The sequence below is a fragment of the Streptomyces sp. NPDC085931 genome (assembly GCF_044540565.1).
GTDB lineage: Bacteria > Actinomycetota > Actinomycetes > Streptomycetales > Streptomycetaceae > Streptomyces.
In genome coordinates this window covers 35,482-56,906 of sequence record NZ_JBITSK010000003.1, presented here as the reverse complement: position 1 = coordinate 56,906, position 21,425 = coordinate 35,482, and the positions used below count along the sequence as shown (strand labels likewise).

Genomic DNA, 21,425 nt, shown 5'->3' with positions numbered 1-21,425 from the left:
CCGCAGCGAGGCCAAGCGGGCGGCAATGCCAGGGGTCCAGGACCGAAGTGGTGGGCGTACTGCGGACTCCAGGGGCAACTCGCCGTCGCGGCACAGCCGTCGGTATCCGAGCTGGTGGCACGGGTCTCACGGGCTGGGGTTGTCGGCGCTGGGGGCCTCGGGCTCGAAGGCGAACGCGTTGTGGAGTCCGAGCCGGGTCAGCATCGCGTGGAAATGACCGGCGAGGCCGGTGAGCGTGAGCGCGCCGCCGACTGCGTCCAGACGTCGGTGCCAGACGATGAGCGCGGTGACACCGGTGGAGTCCAGGTGCTGCAGGGCTGAGGCGTCCAGATTGAGATACCGGCAGCCCTCGTCGATGATGCGGTCCACCACCGCGCGCAGTCCTGGCGTCGTGTACAGGTCGACGTCCTCGGGGAGCCGGGCGGTGACGCGGTCTCCAGCTCGGCCGGTGACATCCAGCATGCCGTACCCCCAGGCGCCGCTCAGAGCTGCCGCAGAGGGCCGGAGCGAGGTGCCCGCTGGGTTCGGACGCCCAGGCTACTGCTCACCCGGCGCGCGTGCACGTGTGCGCCCACAACCACGGAGGCCGGTGCCGGCGCCCGCCACCCACCGGGGCGCCTCTTCCCGCATGCCCCGGGTCAGTGTGGAGGACCTTTCTCCTGAGGTGCCGCCGCAGGCAGTGCCGCCCCGGGCGGACTCGTGCGGGGCGTCGTCTCGGGAATCGTGGCGTGGCTTCCGTGGTCGAGCGGCGTGGTCCCGGTGAAGCCGCTGCGGGTCATCTCGCCCCACACGGGGGTGCCGTTGCGCAGCGACGCCCACCATCCCTGCAGTCGCCACAGGGCTGTGAGCTGGCGGTAGCCGAGGTTCTCGACGATGGTGGCGGCGGCTACCGCCGCCAGGTCCGGCAGGCGGCGGTAGCGGTGCAGGCCCAGCTCGTCCAGGAGCAGAGCCAGCAGCGAGAGCAGCACCGCGTAGCCGAAGGCGGCCAGCAGGAACAGCAGGGCCAGGGACGGGGAGATCAGCGCGAAGCCGAAGCCGATGGTCACCGTGATCAGGCCCCACACCTCGAGCAGCGGGGCCAGCAGTTCGAACAGGACGAAGTAGGGGTAGGCCACCATGCCGATGACGCCGTAGCGGGGGCGCAGCAGCATCCGCCGGTGGCGCAGCAGTGTCTCGTACAGGCCTCGGTGCCAGCGCCGGCGCTGGCGTGCCAGGACGCGGCCGTTGTCGGGGACTTCCGTCCAGCAGACCGGTTCGGGGATGAATTCGATGCGGTAGGGGCGGCGCCGGTCGCGCAGGTGGCGGTGGAGGCGCACGACGAGTTCGAAGTCCTCCCCGAGGGAGTCGGCGTTCATGCCGCCGACCTCGACGAGGACGTCGCGGCGGTACAGGCCGAAGGCCCCGGAGATGATGAGCAGGCCGTGCAGGCGGGCCCAGCCGGTGCGGCCCATGAGGAAGGCCCGCAGGTACTCGACGACCTGGATGCGGGGCAGCCAGCCCTTGGGGATGCGGGGTTCGAGGACTTGTCCGTGGCGTACGAGACTGTCGTTGACGGGACGGATGACGCCTCCGGCCGCGACGACGTGCAGCGGGTCGGCGACGAACGGCTGGGCGAGGGTGAGCAGGGCGTCCTCGTCGAGCAGGGAGTCGGCGTCCACCATGCACACCAGGGGGTGAGCGGCCAGGTCGATGCCGACGTTGAGGGAGTCCGCCTTCCCCGAATTGTTCTTGCGTACGACGGTGAGGGGCACGGAGTGGGTGCTGACGTACACCGAGCGGGCCGGTTCACGTGAAGTGATCTCGTGGGGGCGTACGCGTTCGACGGGCACGAGCCCGAAGGCTTCGCGGAGCCGGTCGAAGGTGCGGTCACGTGAGCCGTCGTCGACCAGGACCACCTCATGGCGGGGGTAGCGCAGGGCGAGCATGGCGCGCACGCTCTCGACGATGGTGGGCTCTTCGTTGTAGGCGGCGGTGACGATGGACACCGGCGGGGTGAGGGGACTGGTGGCGAGGTCGTCCAGGCCGGTGAGGCGGCGGCGTCGCGCGAGCCGGGGAATGGTGCGTCCGGCCACCGCCAGCAGCACCAGGTACACGGTGTTCAGGGCGAGGAAGTAGCCGATCACCACGTACTGGCTGACGAGGATGAGGGTGACGACGATGTCCTTCACGTCCCGGGGCCTCCCCGGTGGTCGGGGGTGAGGGAAAGGGCCTCACGGGCATGGGCCCCGGCGGGATCCGCACCGCGTGCGGCGTCGGTCAGCACCGTCCGTCCCGGCGGGCCCAGGCGCAGCAGGGCGCGGGCCGCGGTGTGGGCCGGGCGGTAGGGGCGGTGCCGGAGGGTCTGCTGCAGTGCGGGTACGGCGCTGTCGTCGCCGATCAGACCGAGTGCTTCGGCGGCGGCCACCACGACCCGGCCGGAGGGGTCGGTGCGGACGGTGTCGGCCAGCGCGGCAACGGCCGCGGGTTCGCCGACCCGGCCCAGGGCCGCGGCCGCGGCCGCCCGCACCATGGGGGCGCCATCGTGCAGCGTCGCTGACAAGGCGGGCACGGCCCGGCGGTCCTTGATCAGACCGAGCAGTTCCACGGCCAGGGCGCGGTGCTGCTCGTCACCGTCGCCGGCCGCTGCCGTCAGTGCCTCGACGGCGGCCGGGCCGATCCGCACCAGTGCGTCACCGATCAGTCCCGGGGCGACCGGGCGGGGCGCGTTCACCGTGGTCAGCAGCAGGCCGGCGCTGACCGAGTCACCCAGACGCCCCAGGGCGCGCACGGCCGTCTCGCGGACCGTGACGCTGCGGTGCCCGAGCAGGGCGTGCAGTACGCGCCGGGCCTCGGGCCCGCGCACCGGATCCGTGCGCAGGCTGGGACCGGCCAGAGCGAGCAGGGTCGCGGCCCGGGCCCGTCGCAGGGAACGCGGCCGGGCGGCGTGCGCCAGGGCCGCGTCGACGACTCCGCGCTGGACAAGGACGTCGGTGAGTGCCCGGTGGGAGCCTCCTTTGACGCGGCTCAGCAACCGGGTGACGGTCGGCTCCACGGCCTGCCACGAACGCCCGTCCAGCGCGGCCAGTGCGGCACGAGCCGAAGGACTCTCGCCGCCGGCGGTCTCCACGACCAGCTGCCTGGTGGCCGTCGCCGTACCGGTCAGGGCGCGTTCCCGGCGGTTGCGCACCACGCGCACGACGCAGAGCACGAGCAGGCACAAAGCCGCCTCGGCCACGGACACCAGCAGGACCAGCTGCACCACCGTACGCACGGCTGTCCGCCCCCTTCCTCCCTCACACGGGAACAGCCTGAGGCGGCGCGCGGTCGCGGGCCACGCGGCCGACTGCAAGTGCCGAGAGGCGTCCCTCGCAGGGATGACCGGCACCCGCACGGCCGGCTCTGCGCCGGAGCCCGCACGTCCAGCCGGCGTTGCGAGGAGCGACCGGCCGGGTGAAGCTACAAAGGACTGCTGGCGTGCAATCGAGGGCAGGGATGGCCGGACTCGTCAACGCGGGCGACGACCCCGCCGAGCACCGCCGCCTCGCGGTGCTGGAGCGCTACGGCATCATCGGGGCGCCCGCACCGCCGGATCTGGACGCGATCGTCCGGCTGACCGCGCGGGTGTGCGAGGCCCCTCAGGCCGCTGTCAACATCATCTCCGCCGACCGTCAGCACCAGATCGCCGCCGTCGGTATCGCTCCCACGGTGTGTTCGCGTTCGGACTCCATGTGCGCTGTGAGCATCGCCGCCCCCGGCCAGGTTCTCGTGCCGGACGCACGGCAGGACCCCCGCTTCGCCGCCAACCCCTGGGTGACCGCCCCCACAGGCGCCGTACGGTTCTACGCCGCCTCCCAACTGCACTCACCGGAGGGCGAGACGCTGGGCACCCTGTGCGTGTTCGCCCAGGAGGTCCGGTCGCTGAGCGAGCGGCAGCGCCAAGCGCTGGACGACCTGGCCTCCCTCGTGGTGGACGTCCTGGACCTGCACCGGCACCGGCAACTGCTGCACCATGCGCTGCTGGCCGCCGATCAGGCACGGGCCGAGCTGGAGCGCTCCAACATGGCGCTGGAACAGTTCGCCGGGCAGGTCAGCCACGATCTGAAGAATCCCCTGACGGGCATCACCGGTCACGCAGGCCTGCTGGCAGAGCTACCGGGCGTCAGCGGCAACACGCAGGCGGCGGCCTTCGTCGGCCGCATCGAAGCGGCCACCTCCCGCATGAACCGCACCATCGAGGCCGCCCTGTCCCAAGCGCGTACCGGCGGACAACTGCACCTGACGGACACCGACCTCCAGGCCCTGACCCAAGAGGCCGTCGAGGACCTGCGCGAGGAGCTGACACGGACACAGGCACACGTGTGTCTGGGAACACTGCCTGTCATCTGCTGCGACGGCACGCAGATCCGCAGGCTCCTGCAGAACCTCATCGCCAACGCGGCCAAGTTCCGACGTCCCGGCCGGCCCGCGCGCATCGAGGTGAGCTGCGTCAACGACGCGGACGGCTGGAACATCCGCGTCACCGACAACGGCGTGGGAATCCCGCCCGAACAGCGCCGGCACGTCCTCGAACCCTTCGCGCGGCTGGACACCGGCGCGCCCGGCTCCGGGATCGGTCTCGCCACGTGCCTGCGGATCGCGGTGGCGCACCGCGGCACCCTCACGGTCGATGCGGCGGACGGAGGAGGGACCACGGTGACCTGCCACCTGCCCTACCCGTCCGGCATGCGCGACTGAACCGTCCGACCGCGACCGCGTCGCTCAGGAACACGAACGGGCCAGCAGGGCCTGGACCCGGCTGCCGACCTCGCGCGGGCTGAACGGCTTGGCGATGTAGTCGTCCGCCCCGGCCGCAAACCCCGCCTCCACATCGCCCTCTTCCGACTGGGCGGTCAGCAGGATGACCGGAAGCGCGGCCGTCGCCGGATCCTGCCGCAACCGCCGGCACACCTCCACCCCGGTCAGCCCCGGCATCCGCACGTCCAGCACGGCAAGGTCCAGGTCGCGGCTGCTCGCGATGCGCAGAGCCTCCGCACCGTCCGCAGCGACCACCACGGTGTGATGAGCGTTGCCCAGCTTGAAGGACACGACATCGCGGATGTCCTCGTCATCATCCGCCACCAGAATGGTCGCCACGGCACCCTCCCTGTCAGCGAACAACTCCGCGTCGCGCATCGGCCGGTCTGCGGCCCCGGGCGGCGCCCGTCGCGGCCGCGCGCCGCGACTGTCAGTATCCCGCAAGGGCACCGACCCCGCCCGGCCGCAGGCACCTGCCGCCCTTAATCGGCCCCCTTATTTCATACGGGTCGACCCGTATGATAAATCTCAGGACATGACTCCTTCACCTGCGGGGCGCGGGCGCCCGAGAGATGAGCGGTCCGGCGCCGCGATCATCCAAGCGGCTGCCGAACTGGTCGCGGAGAGCGGCTATGCGGCGATGTCCATCGGCGCGGTCGCCGCGCGGGCCGGTGTCGGCAAGGACACCATCTACCGCCGCTGGACGGGCAAGCCCGAGCTGGTCTACGAAGCGGTCTTCACCGCCGCCGACACAGCGGACCTGCCGGACACCGGCACGGTGGAAGGGGATCTGACCGCAGTGGTCCAGTCGCTGGTCGAGGAGTTCTCCACCCCCGCGGCCACAGCGGCCCTGCCCGGTCTGCTCGCCGACTTCGCCGCGACACCGCAACTGCGCGCGACGATCCGCACCCGATTCCTCCAGCCCGCCAAGGAACGGCTCGTCGCGGTGTTCGACCGGGCTGAGCGGCGCGGCGAGAGCGGCGCGGACCTGCCGGTCGACCTCGTGCTCGACACGCTGGCCGGGGCGGTCTTCTTCCACCTGGGAATCATCGGCGAACGCCCGGACGCGGATCTGGCCCGGCGCATCGCAACGATGATCGCCAAGGGAATCGAGGCCCGGTGAACGGCTGGCTGCTCACCGCGGGCACCGTCGCGGCGGCAACCACCCTCATCCACGCCACCGCCGGCGGCCGGACGGTCCTGGGCCCGCTCCTAAACAGCACGGTGGCCGCCGAGCCCAAGCACACCCTGCACGTCGTCTGGCACATGGTCACCGCCGACCTGCTGCTCAGCTCCATCGCGCTGCTGGCCCTCGCCTTCACGACCACGCCCAGCACAGCGCTCGTACTCTTCATCGCCGCCCACTACCTCGCCTACGCGGTGCTGTTCCTCACCATCGCCCTAACCGCCGACTGGCCACGCCCTCTCCTGAAACTGCCGCAGTGGCTGCTACTGCTCCCGGTCGCAGTCCTCGCCTTCATCAGCACCGCCTGAACTGCCACCCGCATGGGCGCCAACGCCGATTCGGCCTCATGGGGGTGCGGTTCGGGGGCAGTGGGGGCAGCTCGCGCCGCGCGGTCAGCGCCCGCGGCGGGCGAGAGCTAGTCGTCATGGCAGCATCCTCATCGGCGGAAGGTGCCTGATGCAGGGCTTACTGCTGCTGCGCGGATATGGCTGCTCGCCGGGGGCGCCCGCCGGGGCGGCGGACTCCTGGTGCGGGATGTCGGGAGGGGGCGGCTGGCTTGCCCGGTTCTTCGGCTCGGGCCGGCCCCGGCCGCCCGTGTCCGTCAGCGGAACGGGAACGGCGGTGTGCGCTGGGTGGATACCCGCTGCCGACACGTCAGCGGTCTCAGGGACTCTCTTCTGACGGCGGGTGCGTGGGGCGCTCGGCCGGTGCGGCGGTCCGCCTGGCCAGGAGGTCGACAGCTCGCCGGTCAGGGCTGCCCGGTTCGGCGGTGAGCAGGTGGAGGCGCAGATCGGGGTCGTCGGTGGGGGCGAAGGATTCGTTGCTGAGAGTGAGGTCGCCGACGAGGGGGTGGTGGAAGCGGGTGGTGCCATAGGTGCAGGTGGCGACCTCGTGGTGCGCCCACCAGCGCCGGAAGTCGTCGCTGCGAACGGACAGGTCACCGATGAGTGCGGGCAGGGCAGGGTCGTCGGGATGGCGGCCGGAGTAGACGTGCAGCGCGGCGATCGTGTCGCGGGCGGATCTCTCCCAGTCGGGCTGCCTGGTGCGGGCCCCGGGGTCGAGGAAGAGGTAGCGGGCCATGTTGCGCTCGCGGGCCGGGAGGGCGTCGAAGTCGGTGAACAGGGTGCGAGCCAGACGGTTGGCGGCCAGGACGTCGGTGCGGCGGCCAAGGATCATGGCGGGGACGTCGTCGAGACGGTCCAGCATCAGCCGCAGTGACGGGCGCAGGCGCTGCGGCGACTCGGGGGTCGCACGGTTGCGGGAAGGCCGCGGCGTGGCCAGGGCACGGAGGTGGGCGTGCTCGGCGGAGTCGAGCCGCAGCGCGCGGGCGACGGCGTTCAGGACGCTGTCGGAGACATTGAGGTTCCGGCCTCGTTCCAGGCGGACGTAGTAGTCGACGCTGACGCCGGCCAGTCGCGCGACCTCCTCTCGGCGCAGGCCCGGTACCCGGCGCACGCCCGCGCTCGGGGGCAGTCCTGTGTCCTCGGGGGACAGGCGGGCGCGGCGCGTGCGAAGGAAGTCCCGCAATTCAAGGTTGCCGCCGGACCCGCCGGATGATCCGCTGCTCATGCGGTCCAGCGTACGGCGGCGACACGGGCCGGTCCGGCGTTCCGAGGGGGTCTGACGGTGCCCCTCTGACACGGTGGTCCACCCCGGTGGACCTGGTTGTGTGGAGGGACGGCCGAGCGATCGTCTCACGCCGACCCCGTGCAGTGAATGGAGCACCTCATGACGACGTCCCTCCAGGTGGGCGGCATCACCGTCACCGCGCTCAACGACGGCGTGAGCCACCTGCCCCCGCTGTTCTACCCGGGCCTGGACTTCGATGCCCACCCCCACCTCCTGGAGGCCGATGGCACGCACCACATCCCCGCGGGTTGCTTCCTGGTCCAAGGGGACGGTTTCACCGTGCTGGTCGACGCCGGCACCGGGCCGGTGTCCATCCCCTTCCCCGTCGAACTGGCGGCCGCCGCCAAGATGGAGTCCGCCCCCCAGTCCATTGCGGTCGGCGGTGAGCTGCCCGGCGCGTTGGCGGCGGCAGGTGTGAGTCCCGAGGACGTGACCACCGTCCTCCTCACCCACCTGCACGCCGACCACGTCGGCTGGGTGGCCCCCGGCGGGACGCCGTTCTTCCCGAACGCCGAGGTCGTGTACGGCGCCCTCGACTGGGATGCTCTGATCGCCCCCGCGCCGGCCGGCGACCCCACCCGAGTCGTCATGGAGGGCGCCAGAAACGCTGGAGTATTGCGGGCCGTCGACGCCCCCGAGGTGGAGATCGCTCCCGGGGTCACCGCCTACCACACCCCCGGGCACACCCCTGGCCACTACATAGTGCGGATCGCCGACGGCGGCCGGGAGGCGTACCTCCTCGGAGACGCCGTCCACCACCCGCTCCAGCTGAACGACACCGGCATCTCCTTCCTCTCCGACACCGACGCCGAGCACGCCCTGAAGACCCGTGAGCAACTTCTGGCTCGGTTGGCCGGACAGGACGTCGCCATCGGCATGGACCACTTTCCCGGGCTCGGCTTCCAGCGCATCACCGTGGGCAAGGACGGGCGGGCCTGGACCGCCGCGTGAGTTCCTCGGGAACAGCGCGGAGTCGCTCGTCCGGGACCGGGCTCGGGCGAACTCGGCCGGGCAGGCGTCACAATGAGCGCGCCCAGGGCCAGCGCCGGGCCAGCAGCAGGCCACGAAAGCCGGCGATGTGGTCGATCAGCGCCCACAGCATGGTGCGGCGCGGTGCAATGCGGTCCGCCCGTGCGGCGCCGGCGATCCCCCCGGGACACTGCACGAGGGAGGCCACGGCCGGGACGACGCCGACCATGCCGAGTCCCATGCCGGGTCCCATGTCGAGCCGGTCGTGCAGGAACACCGAATGAAAGTGTCCTGCCGCATGTCCTCGACGATGCGGGGTCGGGCGGCGCCGGTGACATCCAGGACCTGGCGGCGCCGCCCCGGCCCCGGCCAGCCTCGTGAAGGCCTGTGACAGCACCAGCAAACCCCTTCACGCAGCGCACGGAGTGTGCCCCGATCGAGTGGTAGCGCGCAGATGGACTCAACGCCTTGGAAGGCGGGCTCGTTGGCAGGTCCAGTGGCAGTTTTCTTCCTACCGAGGGAGCCGGGAAAAGGTATGCGTAGTCTCAAGTCCCTTGCTGTGGCCGTGTCGAGCTTTGCTCTGGCCACCACGGGCGTCATTGCTGGCGCTGGAAGTGCCGGCGCCACTTACAGCGCCTGCATCGATACCGTGGCCGCGAACGGAGGGTTGGCGACGGCGAGCATCGTGGAGAACGCCTGTCAGGACGGAGTCGCGAAGCGATTCGACAAATGCGAGAGCGCTTTGCAGGTCACCTCCGATCCCGTGGGCAGGGGTTACGGCCCGGGCCTGTCGGAAGCGAAGGCGCAGCTGGCGTGCAAGAGGGCAGCCGTCCTGCCCGCCCCGTAACAGCAGGTAGACACCCCACCTCACCCCCCCGGAACAACACATCCGCGTCGGGGGAGAGGTGGCTGCGGCGCAGTGGAACGCCCGTCGGCGGCGGCCGCTATGAGGCGGTCTGGTGCAAAGCCGCCGGGGCCGGCTGGAGCGATCCGAGGAAGGCTCCGAGGGGACGAGGGGACGAGGGGACGGTCGCAGAGCCATGTGACGCACCTCGTCGGCCGAGACCCCCGACCTGGCCGGGGTCAGCGCCGCGGACGCGAAGCGGGTCCGCCGCAAGCTTCGCCGCCTGGGAGGCCGTCACGGGCAGCGGATGATCCTTCCCGAGGACCTCTCGCACGGGCAGGATCATCCGCCGGTCGGATCAACTGCCGTCCTTCTCCCGGCCCTCGGATGTGTCGCCCGCCTCGTACGCCCTCCGTTGCACGAAGTGCCGCTGCAGCGTCGGTACTTGCGCCGTCCGGGCCGCCCGTGCGGCTGCGGAGGTCCAGGACGGCACAGGCACGTCAGGTCGGTCGGTTGGTTCAGCCGTTGTACGCAGCGGTGACGTCCAGGACCCAGGTGATGCCGAAGCGGTCGGTCAGCATGCCGTACAGCGGTGCCCACTGCGCCGGCTCCAGCGGACGCACGATGGTCGAGCCCTCGGCGAGCTTGCCCCACAGGGCGCTGATCTCCTCGGCGTCGTCGCCGCGCACGGAGACGAAGAACGGGTTCTCGCCCTGGTTCCAGGGCAGCTGCGAGGGCACGTCGTAGGCCATGACGTGGAAGCCGTTGTCGCCGGCCACCTCGCCCCACATCACCCAGTCCGCCTCCGCCTCGTTCTGGACGGCGCCCGCGTCCTTGTACGTGACCGCGACGGTACGTCCGCCGAAGACGGACCGGTAGAAGTCCAGCGCCTCACGTGCGGTGCCCCGGAAGTTCAGGTGTGTGGTGGTCGTGACGGACATGATGTGCTCCTCGCTCGATGTGGTGACTGCACCGCCGACCGTCCCAGCTCCAGCGGCGGCTGCCGTGACCAGGAGCGATGCCCCCGAACGGCTCGTAGGCCACGATGGCAGAGGTAGAGGACAGGATGTGTCCGGTACTCCGGGAGTATGGGTGCCATGCAGAAGACATCCGCCCGGCTGCTCGCGCTGCTCTCGCTTCTTCAGACGCCCCGTGACTGGTCCGGCGACGATCTCGCCCAGCGTCTTGGCATCTCGTCGCGCACGGTGCGCCGTGACATCGACCGCCTGCGCGAACTCGACTACCCGATCAAGACCCTCAAAGGACCGGCCGGTGGCTACCGTCTGGAAGCCGGCACGCACCTGCCGCCCATGCTGTTCGACGACGACCAGGCGGTCGCCCTGGCCGTCGCGCTGCAGACCGCGGCCGCCGGCACCACCGTCGCCGAAGACGCCACCCGCGCGCTGGCCACCCTCCGCCAGGTCATGCCACCCCGCCTACGCCACCGCGTCGACCTGGTGCACATCACCACCGTCCAGCCGCCCGCGACGGCCGACGACACCCGCCAGGTCGACGCTCAGGTCCTGATGGACCTGAGCCGCGCCATCCACGCCCGCGAGGAACTGCGCTTCGACTACGGCCCGGGGCCGAGCACCTCGACCGAAGACGTCCGTCGCGTACAACCCCACCACCTGGTCACCTGGCGGCAGCGCTGGTACCTCGTGGCCTGGGACCTCCACCGCGAGGACTGGCGCACCTTCCGCGTCGACCGCATCCGGCCCCGCACACCCACCGGCCCGCGCTTCACCCCGCGTGACCTCCCCGGCGGCAGCGTCTCCACCTTCGTCACCAGCCGATTCCGCGGCAACGACGGCACCACCACCGACTGGCCCTGCCAGGGCGAAGTCATCCTCCGCCTCCCGGCCGCCGATGTCGCTCCCTTCGTCCAGGACGGAATCGTCGAGGAACTCGGCTCCCGTCATTGCCGGCTCATCCTCGGCTCCTGGTCATGGACCGGACTCGCCGCAGCCATCGGCCGCTTCGACACCGATATCGAAGTCATCAGCCCGCCCCAACTGGCCGTCGCATTCGCCGACCTCGCCGCCCGCTACGCCCGCGCCGCCCGCACCACAGGACCGGAGACCGGCCCGGCGCGGTGATCACAGAACGCACCACGCCGCTCGAGCCCGGGTGTGAGCGGTTGGGCCCCCCGGGCCCCGGCCGAGATGGCCCAGCTCTACGCCGCCTACGAGGACATCAGGCCCCAGCGCTCCGTCATCGGCATCGGACATCCCCCAGCGCCATGGTGACCGCTTCCAGGCCGCTCCGACGACGCCGACCGGCTGCATGGGGCAGCCGACGCGGACCGCGGTCACCTGCCGGGCCGGCCTCCCTGACCAGCACGGCACACGGCGGTAGCGCCCCGCGCTGACCTACTAACCGGCCCGGGCAGTCTCGCCGCGGTTTCAGCCGCCCGCGGCACCCGCCCACTGACCAGGCAGGCAGAGCGGAACGCGGCGTTCGACCGTTTCGTCAAGCTCGCCGGCCAAGGAATCACCACTGACGTGCGGCCGGAGCGCCCAGCGCTGATCGGCCGCCTTCAGGTCCGCTTCGAATTCCCGTCGGCCCACTTCACGAGGACGGCAGCTTCTGCGCCGCCCTGGCCATAAGGGCCTTTCCCTGCCACGGGCCACGTGCCGCGACATTCTCAGCGAATGCCAGGGCGTCGTAGCCTGGCCGAAGACTTCCGCCGCCCGAACGAGTCACAGTTCCAGATCGATGTGCCTCCCTCGGATGCGCGCCTGAAGCGACTCGCGGCCAGGATCCGCAGCTGGGGTGACACACCCGGCCAAGGCGGGGGGACGCTCGCTCTGGGCGCTTGACGTCGACGCAGGGTGGCGGGTAGGTGATCCGGCCGAAACCGACCTGGTAGATCGTGATCTACGTACCGTCCGGGTGGGGAACCACGGTCCGGCCGTCCGGGAGCGCCGGTAGGAATATTACCGCAATTGGGTCCGGTTTCTGGAATTCAAGCTATTTTCGGGACGCTGTGCGCCGTTCGTATGAGTGCCGATTTCCGGCCTTGTTAAAGTCGGTTACGCGGATATTTCTGCGTAATATGCGGCGGCAGTAACAGTAACGAGGCTTCCCGGGTGGCCAGTAGGTCCCGGTTTGCCATGGCCCCACAGGAAATGGCTTTTCGATGAAGTTGAAGATCCCTCAGGTAACTCACGGGCGTGGTCCGTCCGGCTTCCTGGCCTCGGCGCTCGCCGCCACGGTTGCGGCCGTGATGGTTGCCCTGACCCCGACGCAGGCAGTGGCCATCGCGACACCCGTGCCCCTGGCAACCGCCGCGGACTTCTCCGTTCTCGCCGGTCAGGGCGTCACCAATACCGGCCCCTCGGTGATCAGCCAGGACCTCGGCACGCACCCGAATCCGTCCATTACCGGATTCCCGCCCGGCCTCGTGCTGGGCGAGGTGCACGCCGGGGACGCCGTCGCACTGCAGGCCAAGTCCGACCTGGTCACGGCGTACAACCAAGCGGCGGGCCAGGCCACGGACTTCGCACTCCCGGCGGCCATCGGCAACGGCCAGACGCTGCTTCCGGGCGTCCACACCGCCGAGGTGGGGGTCGGACTCACCGGCGACCTGATCCTGAACGCCGGGGGAAACCCGAACGCCGTCTGGGTGTTCCAGATCCCCGAAGCCCTGACGACGGCTTCCAGCAGCCGGGTGCTCCTCACCAACGGCGCCTCGCCGTGCAATGTGTACTGGCAGGTCGGCAGCTCGGCCACCCTGGGCACCGACTCCACGTTCGTCGGCACCATCATGGCTCTCACCTCGATCAGCGTGAACTCGGGGGCGAACATCGAGGGCCGGGCGCTGGCCCGTAACGGCTCCGTGACGCTCGACAACAACAGGATCTTCCTCAGCGGGTGCGCGACGTCCACCAACGGCGGAACGACCACGGGAACGACCACCGGCACGACGACGGGAACGACCACCGGAACCACGACTGGCACCACCACCGGAACGACCGGTGGAGGCCTCATCAGCGGTGGCCTCGTCACCGGCGGTCTCCTGGGCGGACCCATCGCCTCACCCGGCAGCACTTCGGGCAACGTCGCCGGCAACACGTCCGGCAACACCGCGGGCAATACGGCGGGCAACACCACCGGTGGCAACGGCGGAGACAACGGCCACGGCCCCGGCAAGCCGGACCACGGCGACAAGCCCGGCAGGCCAGGCCACGGCGGCAAGCCCGGCAAGCCGGGCCATGACGACAAGCCCGGAAGGCCCGGTCACGGCGACGACTCCGACCACGGCAAGGGCCCTCATGAGGCCTACGGCTACGGCAAGCGCCCCCACGAGGCCTACGGCTACGGCGAACGGCCCCACGAGGCCTACGGCTACGACGGGACACCCAAGGGCCACAAGGGCGTCGATCACGCCAAGGGCCACGACGACTAGGCAGCGCACTGCGATCGGCCGGTTCACCTGAGAGCGGCGTGAGCGACCGACAGGGAAAGACAGGTAGGCGATGTCGAGGGGAATTGACGCAATGGGCGTCAAGGAAATTCAGCATTCCGAATCCGGATCGGTCGACCAGGAATCTCCTGACGCCACGACCACTCCGACCAAAGCGCCGAGAGGCACCCGTCCGATCAGAGCGGGCGTGTGGGTCGTAGTGGCTGCATGCCTGATGGCGAGTGTCGTCCATGTTCTTCTGGTGTTCTTGCACGTGGCACCGGCCAACACCGTCTCCAGGCGATACCAGGCGCAGATCAATGCATGGGTCTTCCCCTTCTTCGAGCAGAACTGGCGGCTCTTCGCCCCGGATCCCGAATCCGTCAACCGGCAGATCCTGGCGAGAACGGCCCGCACCACTGCCGACGGGTCGGTCCAGGTCAGTCCCTGGTACGACCTGACCGCCGTCGACGTCTCCGCGGTCGAGCACCACGTGTTCCCGAGCCACACCGCGCAGAACATGCTGCGTCGTGCCTGGTCCGGCTATACGGACTCGCACGGGGGAGACGACAGGGCGCGCACGGAACGCGCCGTCATGATGCGCAAGTACCTGACCAACATCGCCGCAGACCGCCTCGCTGCCCGAAAAGGCGGCGCCTTCGACTTCGTCCAGCTCCGTGTCGTCACACGGCCCGTCGCCGCGCCCGGATCAGCGGTCGGCGACCGCCCGTCGAAGCCCTCCGAGAACCGGCTTCTGCCCTGGTGGAAAGTGACCCGCCATGCGAAATGAGACGCACAGGACCTTCCTCGCGGACACAGACCGGTGGCTCGGTGACCGGTTCACCGCAGCATGGGACCTCCTGACCGCACGCCCGGTGTCCCTGTACGCCGCGTCGGCGCTGCGCATCGGCTACGGGCTGCTCTACCTGGTCTTCCTGCTGCGTGAGTTTCCGCACCGGGACGAGATCTGGGGCCCCGGATCTCCATGGACACCCGAGCTGGCCCAGGAACTGTTCGGACAGACGGGCTGGATCAGCGTCCTGGCCCTGTCCGACAGCCGGTACTGGCTCGAGTCCTGCTATGTACTGGCCCTCGTGACATCCGCGCTGTTCATGCTGGGCTGGCGCACCCGCCTCATGTCCGTCCTCTTCGCCGTCGTGGTGACCTCCTTCCACGCTCGCGCGATCTTCATGACGGACGGAGGTGACAACCTGATCCTGCTGATGTCCCTCTACCTCGTCCTCACTGCCTCCGGCCGACGCTGGTCCCTCGACGCGCGCAGGAACAGGAGGAAAACGGCTCGTGCCGCCAGCGCACCGCAGCCGGCGGGCAACCCTCTCGCCGACCGACTCCGCGACGGCCGGACCACGGTGGTCACGGCGGTGCACAACTGCGGCATGTTCCTCATCGCGGCCCAGGTCTGTCTGCTGTACGGATCAGCCGGTCTGTACAAGGTCCAGGGCGGCACCTGGGGCAGCGGCACCGCACTCCACTACGCACTGAACCTCGAACTCTTCCGGCCCTGGCCGGCCCTGTCACAGTTCGTCGACGAGCACACGCTCGTGATCGCCGTTGCCGGTTACCTGACCGTGCTCCTGCAGGTGGCCTTCCCGTTCGTGCTGTTCGGCAAGCTCAAATACCCGGTACTCACGATGCTGCTGGCCATGCACATCGGGATCGCCGTGCTCATGGGGCTGCCGCTCTTCTCCGCAGCCATGATCGTCGCGGACGCGGTGTTTCTTCCCGACCGCTTCTACACCGCGCTGGCCCGCTACCGGCGAGAGGTGAGACGGCGGAGGGACCGGGCAGCACCGGCACGAGTGGCGGACACCGGAGGAGTACCCGCCCAGGGCGGACCCGGCGGCGCCCACGGCCCTCAGAGACGACCGGCCGTGCTTCCCGCCGAGCACAAGGACACACACGGCCGCCCTGAGACCACATCCGCTCACCTTCCCTCCGAAAGGTGCTGACAACGCTGCTGCGGCAGACGCCCATGGAGACCTCCCAGGGCTTCCCTTCGCCCTCCCAGGGGCTTTCCTTCGGATCACGTCGCTGACCAGATGAAGATGGCAAAAGTCGGGCTCGGTGGTGCAAGGTGACCTGTCCGGGTACCGGAATCGGTACTGATTTCCCGCGCCACCGGGCGAGGTCCTGCGGCATCGGGCAATGGAGGAGTCGCTGTGACTGTAGGAGAGCCGGATGGCGGGCGGGTCTCTCGGCTGCCCGAGGGCCGAAGCGGCCGGGGTCGGGCGATGACGTTGGCGGGGACGTTGGAGGCGGCGGAGGCCGCGGCGCCGGTGGAGTCACTCGATGTGGTCGCCCGCCTGCTCCAGGAGCACCTCGGGGCGGTGTCGGTGTCGTTCCTGATCACCGACTTCACCGGCAGTTCGGTCGTGCGGCTGGGGGCGGCGGGCAGCGTCGACACCGACGAGCCCGCCCGGAGGATCACGCTGCGCGGCACCCTGTACGACGACGTGATCCGTACCCAGCGGCCGGGCGTTCAGGACGAGGGCGAGGGCGCTCTGGTGCGGATCGTGGCCCCGGTGACCAACCGCGGGGACGCCATCGGGCTCCTCGAACTGTTCCTGCCGGCAACGCCCGACGCGGAGGTGATGCGAGAGATCGGTGAGACCGCGCACGCGCTGGCGTACATCGTGATCGCCAACCGGTCCTTCACCGACGTCTACCAGTGGGGACGCCGGACCAAGCCCTTGAACCTGGCCGCGGAGATCCAGCACCGGCTGCTCCCGGCGTCGCTGGCGTGCGAGGCGGCGCAGTTCACGGTGGCCGGAGCGCTGGAGCCGGCCGACCACGTCGGGGGCGACACCTTCGACTACGCCATCGACCGCGACACCGTCCAGCTCTCCGTCACCGATGCCATGGGGCACGATGTCGAGGCCGCGCTGCTGGCCACCCTCGCGGTGGGCGCCCTGCGCCGGGCACGGCGGGCCGGCGCCGATCTCGCCGAACAGGCCCGCCAGGCCGACGAGGCCCTGCGCGAGCACGGCCACAAGGGCTACGTCACCGGTCAGCTCCTGCGCATCAGCCTGATCGACGGCACGACCGAGTTCATCAACGCGGGGCACCCCTGGCCGCTGCGGATGCGCGACGGCCAGGTGCGGGAGATCACTCCGGCTGTCGACATGCCGTTCGGTTTCGACGCTCCTCATACCTACCGTGTCCAGTCGCTGGACCTGCGTCCGGGGGACCGGCTGGTGATGCTGACCGACGGCATGCTGGAGCGCAACGCAGGCAGCCTCAACCTGCCCGACCTGATCGTGCGCACCCGCCCGCTGCATCCCCGCGAGGCCGCCCGCACCATCATCGCGGCGATCGTCGACGCCAACGACGCCCACCTGCAGGACGACGCGACCGTCATGTGTCTGGACTGGCATGGCACCAGCCACTTCCAGCGGGACGCCGCCACCGGCGCCGACCTCACCGACGCCTCACAAGCGTCAGGGACGGCACGGACCACGCCCGGGCAGTGACCCTGAGCGTTTGGTGGCGACCGGCCGAGCAGCAAGAGGCCCTTGCTGTCCCCGTGTCCCCGTCAGCCACCCGGGTCGGGTGCCGCTGAAGGGGCGTGAGCGGTTCAGGCGGCCAAGGCCTCGTTCAGGGTGGGGTGGCATTCGATGATGTCGTCGACGCCGACGATGTGCAGGACGTACAGCACGGAGTCGGTGGGTCCGGCCAGGCGGATCCAACCGTCGGCCCCGGTGACGGCCTGGTAGGCGGCGATGAGGATGTTGACGCCGGTGGAGTCCATGAAGGTGACCCGGCTCATGTCGATCACGATGCGGGGCCGGGCGGTGCCGGTGACATCCAGGGCGCGGCGCAGCTGATCGCCGGTGTGGTGGTCGATCTCCCCGGTCACGGTGAGCACGTGGGTGCCGTCCGTGACGGTGGCCACCACCGACAGCCTCCCGTCCGGCGCGGCCCGCCCGGTGTCCAGTTCTCGCCCCTCAGTCATTAGGTGATACTTGCACATCAAGACCTTCGGCCCGAAGTGCTGCCCTGCACGTCCGGGCGATGCTGCCGCGCCGGTGGGGGAGCCGGTGCGGGGGAGTGGTGCGTGTGCCGCACGGGTGCGGGTACGCGCGGGGGTGTGAACGGGGTAGCGAAAGCGGGCCGTGATGGAACCATTGCCTGTGAATGAGGACGACGGCACCGCACGAAGCGAGCAGAGCATGCAGACCACGGTGGCTCTGGAAGGTGACGGCACGGTCATCGCCCAGGCCCGTCATCTGGCATCGCAGTTCCTCACCCGGGTCCAGGGCGAGCAGGGCCTGCCCGTCTCGCAGCGTGCGATGGATCTGACGCAGCTGGTGGTCAGCGAGCTGGTCACCAACGCCCGCAAGTACGCGCCCGGCCCGGTGCTGATGGATCTGCGCATCGTCGGCGACACGGTCGAGGTGGCGGTGTGGGACTCCGAACCGGTGCTGCCGGTGGCCCGGGCCGCGGATGCCGGACGGGTCGGACAGCACGGGCTGGAGATCGTCATGGCCGTCGCTCAGGCCTTCGAAGTCCGCCGCGAGCCGGTCGGCAAGCGCATCACCGCCCGTATCGCCCTGCTGGACGACCCCGGCGGAGCCCTCGCAGGACGCAACCCCCTGTAGCGCCACCCGGGCATCCGGTGGCGGCCGGCCGCGGAGCAAGGCCGACCAGACCCGCCCCGCGTTACGTGCCAGTCATCCGTCCAGTACGCGGGAAGGCAAGGACGCCAGGTCCTCCCCCATCTCCTGCTGAAGACTTGCGGGTTGCTGCTGCGCATCGCCCCCGGACCGGGAGCGGATGCTACCGGGCCCGGCCACGCAGGCGCAGGCTCAGCCCCTCAGCCCGAGTATCGCGCCTAGGGCGACGGCACCGTCGGCGCCGCGAACCGCTTCCGATGTCGTCGTGCGGCTCCGAGCCGAGCCACTGCGCGGCGAGCATCGGCACCCACTCCGCCGCCGCTTCCGCCGGCATCCCCGCCCGCTCCGAGAGGACGCGCTCGAGGCGGGCTTCGCCGCAGAAGGCGGTCAGTGCCCCGATCTCGCGGAGATATGTCAGAGGAGTCGGCAAATTGTCGGTTCGATCATGCTCATGATTGTGTAATTTCGCCGACCCGCGTGTGATAGCGCGCCGTGGCCTGAAGTCATACTGAAGGAGCACGTTGTGTGCCCCGTGCCATGCACGCCGTAGAGACAGCGGTAAGGAAGCCACAGCGATGCTTGTACCAGGACGGGAACCACTGCCGGCGGCTCGAAGACCCGGGGACGGGTGGCCGTTGCCGGTACGGGCTTTCGTGGACGCGCTGGAGCGGCTGCCCGAGGCGGTGTCCGTGTCCGTCGCCGTGCGCGGTGCCGCTGGGCAGGCCGTGGACATGCGCGTGGAGTACATGAACAGGGCGGCACGATCGCGGCAGCCGTCTCCGGAGGCAGCCGTCGGCGGGCTGTGCAGCCAGTTGTGGCCCCAGATGGTGGACAACGGCTCCTTCGCCGCGTGCATGCGGGTGCTCAATACCGGAGTTGCCGAACACGGCGCATTCACCTGGACGCAGGATGCGACGTACCGGCCCGCCGACTACGAGTACCAGGCACTCCGGATCGACGGCGACCGCCTTCTGTGGGTGCTGCGGGACAACAGCGCCCGCGTACTGCGTGCCGAGCTGCTCTCCTCCGTCACCACCGATCTGGCCCGTGCGACCGACACGGACCAGGTACTGCGCACTCTGACCACGCAGATCATGCCGGCAGTCGGCGCCACGGTCGGCGCTGCGGTGCTGAACGAGCCGGACAGCAACACTTACGTCGTCCGTCACATTCACGACGCCGAAGAAGGGCCACGCCCACCTGTCCCCTTCAGCGTGGACGCGCCGTACCCCATGGCGCACACCGCTCGTACCGGACTACCGCTGTACTTCAGCACCCCGGCCGAACGCAGCAGTGCCTTCCCCGAAGCCGCGCGCTTCTTCAGCGACCGTCATCAGGCGACCGCGGTGCTGCCCCTGCAAGCACGCGACGCACTCCTCGGAGCCGTCAGCTTCCACTTCGCCGTCCGGCACTCCTTCGACGACGCGGAACAGGCTTTCCTCACCGCCTTGGTCGATCACTGCGCACAGGCCGTCGAACGCATCCGGCTGCAAGCCACGCTCGACAACGCGCACGCACAGTTGCAGGTCCTCGCCGACCTGGGACGACTCCTGCCCACCTCACTGGATCCGAGCACCACCTTCGACAACATCGTGGAAGCGGTCGTCCCCCGCATCGCCGACGGATGCGTCATCCACCTCCTCGACCGGGCCGGGCAACCCCATTTGGCCACCGCGCGCCACCACGACCCCAGCCAGGAAGAGGACCTTCGCTCCTTGCTGGACCGGTTCCCCCCACAGCTCGACGCCGAAGGCGGCATCGGCGCTGTCATACGCACCGGACGGCACGAGCTCATCACGAATGTGCCCGGCACCCTGGACCGGCTGGCCCGCAGCGACGAGCACCGAGCGGCGATGCGCCGCCTGGTCCCTGCCGCGTCATGGCTTGCCGTGCCCATGACCCACACCGGCAGTGTCATCGGCTCCATGGTCCTCATCCAGTCCGCGACCGCCTCCACCCTCTTCACCCCCTCGGACATTCCCTTCGCACAGGAACTCGCACAACGGGCCACCCAGGCCGTCACCAACGCCCGCCGATACGCGGAACAACACCATGTGGCCCACACGCTCCAGTCCAGCTTGCTGCCGGGCAAGCTCCCCGACCTTCCCGGCGTCGAACTGGCCACTGCTTACCACCCCGGAGCCCAAGGCACCCTCGTGGGCGGCGACTTCTACGATGTCGTTCCCACCGGTGACAACACCTGGTTGATCGCCATCGGTGATGTGTGCGGCAAGGGCCCGCTGGCCGCGGCCCTGACCGGACTCGTCCGGCACACGGCCCGCGCCGCGGCCCGAACCGACAGTCATCCCGCCGCGGTCCTGCAAGCGATCAACACCGCCATGCTCGCCGAGGACGAGAGACCGGGCTTTTGCACCGCCGCCTACGCCCGGCTTCGGCTCGGCGAACGCGCTGCCACGCTGACTGTGACCCTGGGTGGTCACCCCCGGCCGCTTCTGCGCGACGCCAGTGGCCGCATCACCGCGATCGGCCGACCGGGAACCCTCCTCGGGATGACTGCCGCGCCTCGATGGCACACCGTCGAATACCGGCTTCTTCCCGGTGATCTGCTGTTGCTCTACACCGACGGTGTCACCGAACGGCGAGCGCCGGAGGCGATGCTGGGTGAGGAGGGCATCCAGCGTGTGCTGCGCTGCACCCGGAACAGCTCCGCCAAGGACGTCGTGACCACCCTCGAGCAAACGATCATCGACTACACCTCTCGCCCGCTCGACGACGACTTCGCGGTCCTTGCTCTGCGCCTGCTGTAACCGATGTGCCTGACAGAAGCACTTCCGAAGCCGCCGCCGCTTGCTTCAGGAACCCTGCTGTCCTAAGCGGTGGATACAGGTCACTGGAGGAGAACCTGCCCGAACCCTCACGACGGCGGACGCCGCCCCAGAGCTGTGGCTGGGAAGGAAGAGGGGGGCAGACCCGAGGTGCTGCCAGCAGGCCTGCCGGACCAGGTGCTCCTGTGCAGCTGGC

Annotated in this window: 20 protein-coding genes; 12 read left to right on the top strand and 8 right to left on the bottom strand. The window is 70.0% G+C overall.

Translation table 11 applies throughout. The features are described 5' to 3' along the window. Positions 1 to 126: 126 nt before the first annotated feature. The 3 genes from ACIGAN_RS06480 to ACIGAN_RS06470 all read right to left on the bottom strand — a co-directional run bounded on the left by ACIGAN_RS06480 (position 127) and on the right by ACIGAN_RS06470 (position 3,250). Positions 127 to 462 carry an STAS domain-containing protein gene (locus ACIGAN_RS06480; protein WP_399855453.1) on the bottom strand — a complete coding sequence of 112 codons (336 nt, stop codon included), beginning with the start codon at positions 460 to 462 and terminating at the stop codon, positions 127 to 129. Between the two features lie 176 nt (positions 463 to 638). After that, positions 639 to 2,168 (bottom strand): glycosyltransferase family 2 protein, encoded by a 1,530-nt coding sequence (locus ACIGAN_RS06475; protein ID WP_399855450.1) that lies wholly within the window; start codon positions 2,166 to 2,168, stop codon positions 639 to 641. Beyond that, positions 2,165 to 3,250 carry a HEAT repeat domain-containing protein gene (locus ACIGAN_RS06470; RefSeq protein WP_399855448.1) on the bottom strand — a complete coding sequence of 362 codons (1,086 nt, stop codon included), beginning with the start codon at positions 3,248 to 3,250 and terminating at the stop codon, positions 2,165 to 2,167. The genes ACIGAN_RS06475 and ACIGAN_RS06470 overlap by 4 nt, the downstream gene beginning before the upstream one ends. A 203-nt stretch (positions 3,251 to 3,453) precedes the next feature. On the opposite strand from ACIGAN_RS06470, the gene ACIGAN_RS06465 reads away from it, so the two are divergent. Continuing rightward, a complete protein-coding gene (locus tag ACIGAN_RS06465; protein WP_399855445.1) occupies positions 3,454 to 4,713 on the top strand; it encodes a sensor histidine kinase in 1,260 nt (419 codons plus the stop codon). 24 nt (positions 4,714 to 4,737) lie between these two features. Here ACIGAN_RS06465 and ACIGAN_RS06460 read toward each other — a convergent pair whose 3' ends face one another. After that, entirely contained in the window at positions 4,738 to 5,112 is a 375-nt protein-coding gene (locus ACIGAN_RS06460; protein WP_399855443.1) for a response regulator transcription factor, read from the bottom strand. Between the two features lie 196 nt (positions 5,113 to 5,308). Between ACIGAN_RS06460 and ACIGAN_RS06455 the strand changes: the two genes are divergently transcribed. Both ACIGAN_RS06455 and ACIGAN_RS06450 read left to right on the top strand, forming a co-directional pair. Continuing rightward, positions 5,309 to 5,896, top strand: a complete 588-nt coding sequence (locus tag ACIGAN_RS06455; RefSeq protein ID WP_399855440.1) for a TetR/AcrR family transcriptional regulator — start codon at positions 5,309 to 5,311, stop codon at positions 5,894 to 5,896. Beyond that, on the top strand, positions 5,893 to 6,267 hold the full coding sequence (locus ACIGAN_RS06450) for a hypothetical protein (RefSeq protein WP_399855438.1): 375 nt from the start codon (positions 5,893 to 5,895) through the stop codon (positions 6,265 to 6,267). The genes ACIGAN_RS06455 and ACIGAN_RS06450 overlap by 4 nt, the downstream gene beginning before the upstream one ends. Positions 6,268 to 6,622: 355 nt before the next feature. Here ACIGAN_RS06450 and ACIGAN_RS06445 read toward each other — a convergent pair whose 3' ends face one another. Next, positions 6,623 to 7,528, bottom strand: a complete 906-nt coding sequence (locus tag ACIGAN_RS06445) for a helix-turn-helix domain-containing protein (protein WP_399855436.1) — start codon at positions 7,526 to 7,528, stop codon at positions 6,623 to 6,625. Positions 7,529 to 7,687: 159 nt separating this feature from the next. Between ACIGAN_RS06445 and ACIGAN_RS06440 the strand changes: the two genes are divergently transcribed. Beyond that, complete coding sequence (locus tag ACIGAN_RS06440; protein ID WP_399855433.1) at positions 7,688 to 8,539, top strand: MBL fold metallo-hydrolase; 852 nt, start codon at positions 7,688 to 7,690, stop codon at positions 8,537 to 8,539. 67 nt (positions 8,540 to 8,606) lie between these two features. Here ACIGAN_RS06440 and ACIGAN_RS06435 read toward each other — a convergent pair whose 3' ends face one another. After that, positions 8,607 to 8,834 (bottom strand): hypothetical protein, encoded by a 228-nt coding sequence (locus ACIGAN_RS06435; RefSeq protein WP_399855431.1) that lies wholly within the window; start codon positions 8,832 to 8,834, stop codon positions 8,607 to 8,609. Positions 8,835 to 9,092: 258 nt separating this feature from the next. On the opposite strand from ACIGAN_RS06435, the gene ACIGAN_RS06430 reads away from it, so the two are divergent. Then, positions 9,093 to 9,404: a hypothetical protein gene (locus ACIGAN_RS06430; RefSeq protein ID WP_365096115.1), complete on the top strand. Its 312-nt coding sequence runs from the start codon at positions 9,093 to 9,095 to the stop codon at positions 9,402 to 9,404. Between the two features lie 515 nt (positions 9,405 to 9,919). Here the strand turns inward: ACIGAN_RS06430 and ACIGAN_RS06425 are convergent. Further along, on the bottom strand, positions 9,920 to 10,342 hold the full coding sequence (locus ACIGAN_RS06425; RefSeq protein WP_365096113.1) for a VOC family protein: 423 nt from the start codon (positions 10,340 to 10,342) through the stop codon (positions 9,920 to 9,922). A gap of 156 nt (positions 10,343 to 10,498) precedes the next feature. Between ACIGAN_RS06425 and ACIGAN_RS06420 the strand changes: the two genes are divergently transcribed. From ACIGAN_RS06420 to ACIGAN_RS06400, 5 genes are all read left to right on the top strand, one after another. Beyond that, complete coding sequence (locus ACIGAN_RS06420; protein ID WP_399855429.1) at positions 10,499 to 11,500, top strand: helix-turn-helix transcriptional regulator; 1,002 nt, start codon at positions 10,499 to 10,501, stop codon at positions 11,498 to 11,500. A gap of 1,043 nt (positions 11,501 to 12,543) precedes the next feature. Beyond that, on the top strand, positions 12,544 to 13,812 hold the full coding sequence (locus ACIGAN_RS06415; protein WP_399855427.1) for an ice-binding family protein: 1,269 nt from the start codon (positions 12,544 to 12,546) through the stop codon (positions 13,810 to 13,812). 91 nt (positions 13,813 to 13,903) lie between these two features. Then, positions 13,904 to 14,599, top strand: coding sequence for a DUF5819 family protein (locus ACIGAN_RS06410; RefSeq protein WP_399855424.1), 696 nt, complete (start codon positions 13,904 to 13,906; stop codon positions 14,597 to 14,599). Continuing rightward, entirely contained in the window at positions 14,589 to 15,779 is a 1,191-nt protein-coding gene (locus ACIGAN_RS06405; RefSeq protein ID WP_399855422.1) for an HTTM domain-containing protein, read from the top strand. Before ACIGAN_RS06410 ends, ACIGAN_RS06405 begins: the two co-directional genes overlap by 11 nt. A gap of 282 nt (positions 15,780 to 16,061) precedes the next feature. After that, positions 16,062 to 17,300: a PP2C family protein-serine/threonine phosphatase gene (locus ACIGAN_RS06400; RefSeq protein ID WP_399855420.1), complete on the top strand. Its 1,239-nt coding sequence runs from the start codon at positions 16,062 to 16,064 to the stop codon at positions 17,298 to 17,300. Positions 17,301 to 17,404: 104 nt separating this feature from the next. On the opposite strand, the gene ACIGAN_RS06395 is transcribed toward ACIGAN_RS06400, so the two are convergent. Further along, entirely contained in the window at positions 17,405 to 17,782 is a 378-nt protein-coding gene (locus tag ACIGAN_RS06395; protein ID WP_399855417.1) for an STAS domain-containing protein, read from the bottom strand. A 163-nt stretch (positions 17,783 to 17,945) separates the two neighbouring features. Here ACIGAN_RS06395 and ACIGAN_RS06390 point away from each other — a divergent pair, with 163 nt between their 5' ends. Continuing rightward, entirely contained in the window at positions 17,946 to 18,428 is a 483-nt protein-coding gene (locus ACIGAN_RS06390; RefSeq protein ID WP_399855415.1) for an ATP-binding protein, read from the top strand. 668 nt (positions 18,429 to 19,096) lie between these two features. Further along, positions 19,097 to 21,211, top strand: coding sequence for a SpoIIE family protein phosphatase (locus ACIGAN_RS06385; RefSeq protein WP_399855412.1), 2,115 nt, complete (start codon positions 19,097 to 19,099; stop codon positions 21,209 to 21,211). The last annotated feature ends 214 nt before the right edge of the window (positions 21,212 to 21,425 follow it).

Excerpts from the sequence above, each read along its gene's own strand:
- ACIGAN_RS06410 (WP_399855424.1), top strand. The coding sequence starts at position 13,904 with ATGGGCGTCAAGGAAATTCAGCATTCCGAATCCGGATCGGTCGACCAG.
- ACIGAN_RS06455 (WP_399855440.1), top strand. The coding sequence starts at position 5,309 with ATGACTCCTTCACCTGCGGGGCGCGGGCGCCCGAGAGATGAGCGGTCC.
- ACIGAN_RS06420 (WP_399855429.1), top strand. The coding sequence starts at position 10,499 with ATGCAGAAGACATCCGCCCGGCTGCTCGCGCTGCTCTCGCTTCTTCAG.
- ACIGAN_RS06400 (WP_399855420.1), top strand. The coding sequence starts at position 16,062 with ATGACGTTGGCGGGGACGTTGGAGGCGGCGGAGGCCGCGGCGCCGGTG.
- ACIGAN_RS06395 (WP_399855417.1), bottom strand. The coding sequence starts at position 17,782 with ATGACTGAGGGGCGAGAACTGGACACCGGGCGGGCCGCGCCGGACGGG.
- ACIGAN_RS06440 (WP_399855433.1), top strand. The coding sequence starts at position 7,688 with ATGACGACGTCCCTCCAGGTGGGCGGCATCACCGTCACCGCGCTCAAC.
- ACIGAN_RS06425 (WP_365096113.1), bottom strand. The coding sequence starts at position 10,342 with ATGTCCGTCACGACCACCACACACCTGAACTTCCGGGGCACCGCACGT.
- ACIGAN_RS06430 (WP_365096115.1), top strand. The coding sequence starts at position 9,093 with ATGCGTAGTCTCAAGTCCCTTGCTGTGGCCGTGTCGAGCTTTGCTCTG.
- ACIGAN_RS06405 (WP_399855422.1), top strand. The coding sequence starts at position 14,589 with ATGCGAAATGAGACGCACAGGACCTTCCTCGCGGACACAGACCGGTGG.
- ACIGAN_RS06415 (WP_399855427.1), top strand. The coding sequence starts at position 12,544 with ATGAAGTTGAAGATCCCTCAGGTAACTCACGGGCGTGGTCCGTCCGGC.
- ACIGAN_RS06480 (WP_399855453.1), bottom strand. The coding sequence starts at position 462 with ATGCTGGATGTCACCGGCCGAGCTGGAGACCGCGTCACCGCCCGGCTC.
- ACIGAN_RS06390 (WP_399855415.1), top strand. The coding sequence starts at position 17,946 with ATGGAACCATTGCCTGTGAATGAGGACGACGGCACCGCACGAAGCGAG.
- ACIGAN_RS06445 (WP_399855436.1), bottom strand. The coding sequence starts at position 7,528 with ATGAGCAGCGGATCATCCGGCGGGTCCGGCGGCAACCTTGAATTGCGG.